Genomic DNA, 8,323 nt, shown 5'->3' on the forward strand with positions numbered 1-8,323 from the left:
CGAGCCGCCCGCATCGACGTCGGAGCCCATGACCAGGATCCCGGTCCAGCCAAGCGCGCGTAGTTGCGGCTCGGCCTCGGTCCACACCAGGCCGGACAGGTCCGGCATGATGAACTGGTTGCCCTTGGAGACCTGCAACTCGACGATCGTGTCGACCGGAACATTGGCTCCCGCAGGCGGATTGGTGCCGACCACGTCGCCGGCCGGCCGCGGGCTGTCGACGGGCACCTGGCTGAACTTGCTGAAGCCGTACACCGTGAGGTTCTTCTGTGCCGAGTCGGCGTTCTGCCCGGCGACTTCGGGAACCTGCTTGCTCGACGGACCGGACCCGACGATCACCGTGATCTCGTTGGTGACTGCCGACGTCTGATTGGCCGGCGGGTTGGTGCCGATGACTTTGTCCTTCATCTCCGGCGTCGACGGAGAGTTGACCTGCTTGAACCGGCCGAATCCGGCGGATTTCAGCTTCTTGACCGCTGAGGCGTAGCTCAGCGAGGAGACGTCAGGCACCTCGCGCTGCTCGGGGCCGGTGGACACGTCGACCGTAACCAGGTCGCCGGCACCGACTTTCGAGTTGGCGCCGGGGTCGGTGCCGATGACATGGTCGGGTGGAACGGTCGAGTCGGGCTTCTGCTGGGTGCGGGTCTTGAAGCCGTGGTTCTGCAGCGCGGCGATCGCGTCGGCCGATGCCTGGTTGCGGACGTCGGGCACCTGCACATTGCGCATCCCGCCGCCGAACGTGTTGATCAAGATGGTGACGATGACGGTCAGCACCGCCAGCGCCGCCACGGCGACGACCCAGCGGCTGATCGAACCGGGGCTGCGCTCCCTGGCGAAGTCCAGCTGTTGGCGGGGCAGCGGATCGGTCTGTGTACCCGGGGAGTCACCCGAATGCGACGAGGCCATCAGCGACGAGCGGTCGGCGTCGGTGAGGATCTTGGGCGCCTCCGGCGGCTCACCGTTGTGCACCCGAACCAGGTCGGTGCGCATCTCGGCGGCGGTCTGGTAACGGTTCTCGGGGTTCTTGGCCAGCGCCTTGAGCACCACGGCGTCCAGGTCGGCGGAGATGCCCTCGTAGCGTCGCGATGGCGGCACCGGGTCTTCGCGGACGTGCTGATAGGCCACCGCAACCGGCGAGTCACCGACGAAAGGTGGTTCGCCGGTGAGGATTTCGTAGAGCACACAGCCCAGCGAGTAGACGTCGGAGCGCGCGTCGACGGCGTCGCCGCGGGCTTGCTCGGGGGAAAGGTATTGCGCGGTACCGATCACCGCGGCCGTCTGGGTCACGCTGTTGCCGCTGTCCGAGAGCGCGCGGGCGATGCCAAAGTCCATCACCTTGACCGCGTTGGTGGTGCTGATCATGATGTTGGCCGGCTTGACGTCGCGGTGGATGATGCCGTGCTGGTGCGAAAAGTTCAGCGCCTGGCAGGCGTCGGCGATGATCTCGATGGCCCGGGTCGGCGGGATCGGCCCGTCGGTGTGGACGATGTCGCGCAACGTGACGCCGTTGACGTACTCCATCACGATGTAGGGCAGCGGGCCGGCGGCCGTCTCGGCTTCGCCGGTGTCGTATACGGCGACGATCGCCGGGTGGTTGAGGGCGGCTGCGTTCTGCGCTTCGCGCCGGAAGCGCAGGTAGAAGCTGGGGTCGCGGGCCAGGTCGGCGCGCAGCACCTTGACCGCTACGTCTCGGTGTAGCCGGACATCCCGGGCCAAATGAACCTCGGACATGCCGCCGAAGCCGAGGATCTCGCCAACTTCGTAGCGGTCGGACAGGTGCTGCGGGGTCGTCATTGCGGTTTCTCGTGTTGGGACGGCACCGCGCAAAAGAACGTCAGCGCGGGCGCCCGCCTGGCTGTGGGCAGCGTGCATTGCCCTCCAGGATCACCCGCGGCCCCCCGATACGTCCAATTAGTTGGATGCGCCGGAGCCGACTCAGACTTGCTGGGCGGGCTTCCGGTATCGGTCACGGTGGGCGCCGATGGTTGCTGCTGCGAACTGTTGTTGTGCGAGTTCATCACGATGAGGATCGCGATGATGATCGCCAGCGCACCCAGCACCCCGGCGGCCCACAGCAGCGCACGCTGGCCGGACGAGAAGGTGCGGCGGGGCGGCGGGGTGCGGTGACCGCCGGTGGTCGGGCGCGAACGACGGGCGGCGGGCGCCCGGGCGGTGGCGGTGGCTGCGGCGCGGGTCTGCGCACCGGACGGAATGGCTGCGGGCGTGGCGCGTGCCCCGCCCGCCGACTGGTTGGGCCGCGGCGGACGGCGCCCGGCGCGGACCGCGGCGACCGCATCGGCGAACGGCCCCCCGCTGCGGTAGCGCATGCCGGGGTTCTTGACCAGGGTGATCTCGATCAGCTCACGCACGTTGGCCGGCAGATCGGACGGCAGCGGCGGCGGGGCCTCTTTGATGTGCTTCATCGCCACCGTCAGCGCGCCCTCGCCGGTGAACGGCCGCTTACCCGAAACAGCTTCGTAGCCAACCACTCCCAGCGAATACACGTCGCTGGCCGGGGACGCATCATGGCCCAGGGCCTGCTCCGGCGCGATGTACTGGGCGGTGCCCATCACCATGCCGGTCTGGGTAACCGGCGCGGCGTCGACGGCCTTGGCGATCCCGAAGTCGGTGATCTTCACCTGACCGGTCGGGGTGATCAGGATGTTGCCGGGCTTGACGTCACGGTGCACCAGGCCGGCGGCGTGCGCGACCTGCAGCGCCCGACCGGTCTGTTCGAGCATGTCCAGCGTGTGCCGCAGCGACAGTCGCCCGGTGCGCTTGAGCACCGAGTTGAGCGGCTCGCCGTTGACCAACTCCATCACCAGATAGGCGGTGCGACCCTCGCCGTCCATCTGCGTCTCGCCGTAGTCGTGCACGCTGGCGATGCCGGGATGATTGAGCATTGCGGTGGTGCGCGCCTCGACCCGGAAACGCTCGATGAACTCGGAATCCTGGGAGAACTCGGCCTTGAGAACTTTGACGGCGACGCGCCGGCCCAGTCGGCTGTCGACGGCCTCCCACACCTGTCCCATGCCGCCGGTGGCAATCAGGCGCTGCAGGCGGTAGCGGCCAGACAGCGTCACACCTACTCGCGGGCTCATGGTCCTCCCTGCAGCGCGGCCTCGATGACGGCGCGCCCGATCGGTGCGGCAAGCGCACCGCCGGTCGCCGATGGACTGCCGCCGTCCGCTGTTCCCTCTACGAGCACCGCAACGGCCACCTTCGGAGCTTTCGCGGGCGCAAAAGCGATGTACCACGCGTGCGGTGGCGTGTGGCGCGGGTCGGTGCCGTGCTCAGCCGTACCAGTCTTGGATGCGATCTGCACGCCGGGGATCGCCCCTTTCTGCTGTGTCACATTCTCGGCGCCGACCATCAACTCAGTTAGCTTAGCCGCGACCTGCGGGGACACCGCGCGGCGCTGTTGGTGCGGCGCGGTCGTGCTGATGTTAGCCAGGTCAGGTCCCTGCAGGCTGTCGACCAGGTAGGGCTGCATGGCGATACCGGCATTGGCGATGGTAGCCGCAACGAGCGCATTCTCCAGCGGCGTCAGCGCGACGTCCTTCTGGCCGATACTCGACATACCCAGCGCAGCGGCGTCGGAGATCGGGCCGACGGTCGATTCGGCGACCTGCAGCGGGACCGGTTCGGGGACGGCGTCCAAGCCGAACGCCTGCGCGGTGGTGCGCAGCGCATCGGTGCCGGTGAGCAGGCCCAACTGGACGAACGCGGTGTTGCACGACCGGGCGAACGCCTCACGAAGCGTGACGGTTTCGGCGTCCACGCAGGGCGCATCGCCGTAGTTCTCCAGGCTGGCAGTGCTGTCCGGCAGCGGAATGGACGCCGACGCGGTGAGCTCGTCGTCCTCGGTCGCGCCGTTCTGCAGAGCGGCCGCGGTGGTGATCACCTTGAACGTCGAACCGGGCGGATATGTCTGGGAGATCGCCCGGTTGATCATGGGTGAGTGCGGGTCGTCGCGAAGTTGCTGCCAGGTGTGCGCCTGCTGCTCGGGGTCGTGCGAGGCGAGCAGGTTGGCATCGAAGGATGGCGAGGACACCAGTGCGAGGATTTTCCCGGTCGACGGCTCCAGTGCAACGACCGCGCCGCGGCACGGCCCGTTGCAGCCCTGCTGCATCGCGTCCCAGCCGGCTTGCTGGATGCGCGGGCTGATGGTGGTGTCCACCGTGCCGCCGCGGGGGTCGCGGCCGGTGAAGAAGTCAGCCAGCCGACGGCCGAACAACCGCTGATCGGATCCGTTGAGCAGCGGATCCTCGGCCCGCTCGAGACCCGTGCTGGAGTAACGCAGCGAGTAGAAGCCGGTCACCGGGGCGTACGCCGCGCCGTTGGGATATACCCGCAGGAATCGGAAGCGGCTGTCGGTGGCCACCGAGTACGCCAGCAGCTGGCCGCTCGCAGTGATCTGGCCGCGCTGCCGGGAGTACTCGTCGAGCAGAACCCGCTGGTTGCGCGGATCAGACCGCAGCCCGTCGGCGGTGAACACCTGCGTGAGCGTCGCGTTGAACAGCAACAGCACGATCAGCGCCATCACGGTCACCGAAATCCGGCGCAGGGAGGTGTTCATACCCGCTCGATCACCTCGGTGTTCGCGCCGGCGATCGGCGAGGGGTTGCGCGGCGCGGTGCGGAACGGGCGCCGGGCCGCATGCGAGATGCGCACCAGAATCGCCAGCAGCACATAGTTCGCCAGCAACGACGATCCGCCGTAGGACAGCCAGGGTGTGGTCAAGCCGGTCAGCGGAATGAGGTTGGTGACGCCGCCGACAACAATGAACAACTGGATGACCAGCGTGGAAGCCAGGCCCGCGGCCAGCAGCTTGCCGAAGCTGTCCCGCACCGCGATCGCGGTGCGCATACCGCGCACGATCACGATGGTGTAGAGCATCAGCAGGCCGGCCAATCCCACCAGGCCGAGTTCTTCGCCGAACGCCGCGGTGATGAAATCGGTTGCCGCAGCAGGCACGGTGTCCGGTTGCCCGTTGCCGAGCCCGGTGCCGAAGACGCCACCGGTGGCGAAGCTGAACAGCGACTGCACGATCTGGTAGCCGGTGTTGTCCGGGTCGGCGAAGGGATCCAGCCAGGTTTGCACCCGGACCCGGACGTGGCCGAAAAGAAAGTACGCCGCAACGCTTCCCAGCGCGAACAAGGCCAGGCCGAGAACCACCCAGCTGAACCGCTGGGTGGCCAGGTAAACCACCACCAGGAACGACGCATAAAGCAAAAGCGAAGTCCCCAAGTCTTTTTCGAAGACCATTACGGCGATCGAGGCCACCCACGCGGCGAGCAGTGGAGCCAGATCGCGCGGCCGCGGCAGATCCATGCCCAGCACATGCTTGCCCGCGCTGGTGAACAGCCCGCGCTTGGCTACCAATACCGCCGAGAAGAAAATCAGCAACAGTATCTTCGAGAATTCAGCAGGCTGAATCGAGAAGCCCGGCAACCGAATCCAGATCTTGGCACCGTTCTGCTCGGACAGCGATTTCGGCAGCAGTGCCGGTATGGCCAGGATCACCAGTCCGGTCAGCCCGCAGACGTAGCCGGAGCGCGCGAGTTGACGGTGGTCCTTCAACCAGATCACCACGAAGGCAAAGGCGCCCACGCTGACCAGCGTCCACAGAATCTGCGGATTCGTGACAGTGCGGCCGCTGCCCTCGACCAGCCTCTCGTCGAGGTCGAGCCGGTGAATCATCACCAACCCAAGCCCGTTGAGCAGCGCCACAATCGGCAGCAGTAATGGATCCGCATAGGGCGCATAGCGTCTGATGGCCAGGTGCGCGACGGCGAACACCGCCAGAAATCCCACCGCGTAGTCGAGTACCTGCCAGCCGACCCCGCGTTCCTGGTTGGCCTGCACGATCGCGAACGCCGCAGTTGTGATCACGGTGGCGAAACACAGCAGCAGCAGTTCGGCATTGCGCCGATTCGGCAACGAAGGGGTGACGGTGACCGGTGCTTGGGGCTGCGTGGTCATTCCGGGGTCCGGCAGTCGGTTCCCGGCTGGGGCGGCGGCGGGGAGTGAGCGGTGGCGGTCGGCGCCACGAATGTCGGCGGCGGGCTCACCGGAGCCGATTGGGGGACAGACGTTTCCGCGCCCGGCCCGGGTGCCGGACTGATGGTCGGCGCGGGCGGAGACGTCGAGGTCGGCGGCGACTGGGCGCGCGAAAGCGTGCACAGCGGCAGCAGCGACTCGGTGGCCAGCCGCCGCAACTGCGTGTTGGCCTGGTCGAGCGTGCCCACCGGAAGTCCGGCGGCGACCTGAGCGCGCGCCGACTCGGCCAGATCCGACGGCTTCATCGGCTGGCAATCGCGAGTGGCGCCGCCCTGGCCGTAACGGACAACCGACAACTGGTTGCGGCTGTTGAGGCAGGCGTGCGAGTACGGCTGGTGCAACGGCACGCCCAGGATGGACACTTGGATGCCCTGCATGATGGACACCGCGCCGTTGTAGGCGGCGACGTAGTAGTAGCTGCGGATGACGGTCCGGCCCACGGCGAGTGTGGCGAGCACCAGCAGGATCGCCAGCGCGATCCCGATCAGCAATCGCCGTCGCGACCGTCCCGGCGGCGCAGACGTATCCATCTGAGGCACAACGCGTTTGGCAACTTCTTTGCGCGGGCCGATCGCCGATGCGCGGCCCGCCGAGGTATTCGGCCGGGTGAGTTGGTCATAGACGTCCGAGTCACCGGACACTGCGCCGGCAATGATCGGCTGAGTGGATCCGTAGTCGTTGTCGACGACATCGGCGACCACCACGGTCACGTTGTCGGGGCCGCCGCCGCGCAACGCCAGTTCGATGAGCCGGTCGGCGCTGTCGGTGACGTCGGGAACTTTGAGTGCATCCAGGATGGTCTCGTCGCTCACCGGATCGGAAAGTCCGTCCGAGCAAAGCAGATAGCGATCGCCGAGGCGGACCTCGCGCATGGTCAGGGTGGGCTCGACCTCGTGGCCGGTCAGTGCGCGCATGATCAACGATCGCTGGGGGTGGCTGTGGGCCTCTTCCCTGGTGATGCGCCCCTCGTCGACCAGGGTCTGGACGAACGTGTCGTCCTTGGTGATCTGAGTCAGCTCGCCGTCGCGCAGCAGATAGCCGCGCGAGTCGCCGATGTGCACCATCCCAATGCGGTTGCCCGCGAACAAGATTGCCGTCAGTGTGGTGCCCATGCCCTCGAGGTCGGGCTCCATCTCGACCTGAGCGGCGATCGCTGAGTTGCCGGAGTGCACGGCGGTGTCGAGCTTGGCCAGCAGGTCGCCGCCGGGCTCGTCGTCGTCGAGGTGGGCGAGCGCGGCGATCACCAACTGCGACGCGACCTCGCCAGCGGCGTGCCCGCCCATACCGTCGGCGAGCGCCAGCAGTCGCGCGCCTGCGTACACCGAATCTTCATTGTTGGATCGCACCAGGCCGACATCGCTGCGCGCTGCATAGCGCAAGACCAAATTCACGGCCGCAACTCAATTACCGTCTTGCCGATACTCACCGGCGTGCCAATGGGAACCCGTACCGCCGTCGTCACCTTCGCCCTGTCAAGGTATGTGCCGTTGGTCGATCCTAGATCTTCGACATACCATTCCGAGCCTCGCTGGGAAAGCCGCGCGTGCCGCGTCGACGCGTAATCGTCATTGAGCACCAACGTGGAGTCGTCGGCACGCCCGATCAGTACCGGCTGACCGCTCAGGGTGATTCGCGCACCGACCAATGCCCCCTCGGTCACCACGAGATAGCGTGCCGAATTCCCGCGCTGCCGCGACGGCAGCAGGGTTCCGCGCAAGGTCAAACCGCGCCGGACCATGACTGCGCCAGTCGGCGCGTAGATGTCGGTGCGCAGGATCCGCAGTACCGACCAGATGAACAACCACAACAACATCAAGAAACCGGCGCGCGTCAGCTGCAGTACGAGTCCCTGCATCTGGCGTCCTCTCCGTCCTGGTGCCGCGTGCCTCACGTGCCCGGATACAGCAACGTCACGATACTTGGACGGCGGTCGACTCGGGGTGAAGCTGGATGCCTTGGCGACCTACGGGCTCAATGGATATGGACGACGATTTCGGAGTGCCCCAGCCGGATCACGTCGCCGTCGGCCAGCTGCCATTCCTGTACAGGCGCGTTGTTGACGGTCGTCCCGTTGGTGGAGTTGAGATCGGACAGCAGCGCTACGTGGCCGTCCCAGCGAATCTCCAAGTGGCGACGCGACACACCGGTGTCCGGCAAGCGGAACTGCGCGTCCTGTCCGCGGCCGATGACGTTGGGGCCTTCGCGCAACTGGTAGGTGCGTCCACTGCCGTCATCGAGCTGCAGCGTGACCGCCGACCCG

The 8,323-nt window shown here is 66.9% G+C and carries 7 protein-coding genes; all 7 read right to left on the reverse strand.

The annotated features are described in order from the left end of the window. On the reverse strand, positions 1-1,794 hold a 1,794-nt coding region (gene pknB, locus VGG53_RS22605; RefSeq protein WP_331520356.1), incomplete at its 3' end, for a Stk1 family PASTA domain-containing Ser/Thr kinase. After that, the gene (locus VGG53_RS22610; RefSeq protein WP_331520357.1) at positions 1,791-3,101 is read right to left on the reverse strand and encodes a serine/threonine-protein kinase; all 1,311 of its coding nucleotides are present in this window, start codon (positions 3,099-3,101) and stop codon (positions 1,791-1,793) included. The genes pknB and VGG53_RS22610, both read right to left, overlap by 4 nt. Continuing rightward, positions 3,098-4,579, reverse strand: coding sequence for a D,D-transpeptidase PbpA (pbpA, locus tag VGG53_RS22615; protein ID WP_331520358.1), 1,482 nt, complete (start codon positions 4,577-4,579; stop codon positions 3,098-3,100). The genes VGG53_RS22610 and pbpA overlap by 4 nt, the downstream gene beginning before the upstream one ends. Next, entirely contained in the window at positions 4,576-5,985 is a 1,410-nt protein-coding gene (locus VGG53_RS22620; protein WP_331520359.1) for an FtsW/RodA/SpoVE family cell cycle protein, read from the reverse strand. The genes pbpA and VGG53_RS22620 overlap by 4 nt, the downstream gene beginning before the upstream one ends. Next, positions 5,982-7,454 (reverse strand): PP2C family protein-serine/threonine phosphatase, encoded by a 1,473-nt coding sequence (locus VGG53_RS22625; protein WP_331520360.1) that lies wholly within the window; start codon positions 7,452-7,454, stop codon positions 5,982-5,984. The genes VGG53_RS22620 and VGG53_RS22625 overlap by 4 nt, the downstream gene beginning before the upstream one ends. After that, positions 7,451-7,918: an FHA domain-containing protein FhaB/FipA gene (locus VGG53_RS22630; protein ID WP_331520361.1), complete on the reverse strand. Its 468-nt coding sequence runs from the start codon at positions 7,916-7,918 to the stop codon at positions 7,451-7,453. The genes VGG53_RS22625 and VGG53_RS22630 overlap by 4 nt, the downstream gene beginning before the upstream one ends. A 116-nt stretch (positions 7,919-8,034) precedes the next feature. Next, positions 8,035-8,323: FHA domain-containing protein (locus tag VGG53_RS22635; RefSeq protein ID WP_331520362.1), on the reverse strand; the 289-nt coding region annotated here is incomplete at its 5' end.

This window comes from Mycobacterium sp., from assembly GCF_036490025.1.
In the GTDB taxonomy this organism is placed as follows: Bacteria; Actinomycetota; Actinomycetes; order Mycobacteriales; family Mycobacteriaceae; genus Mycobacterium.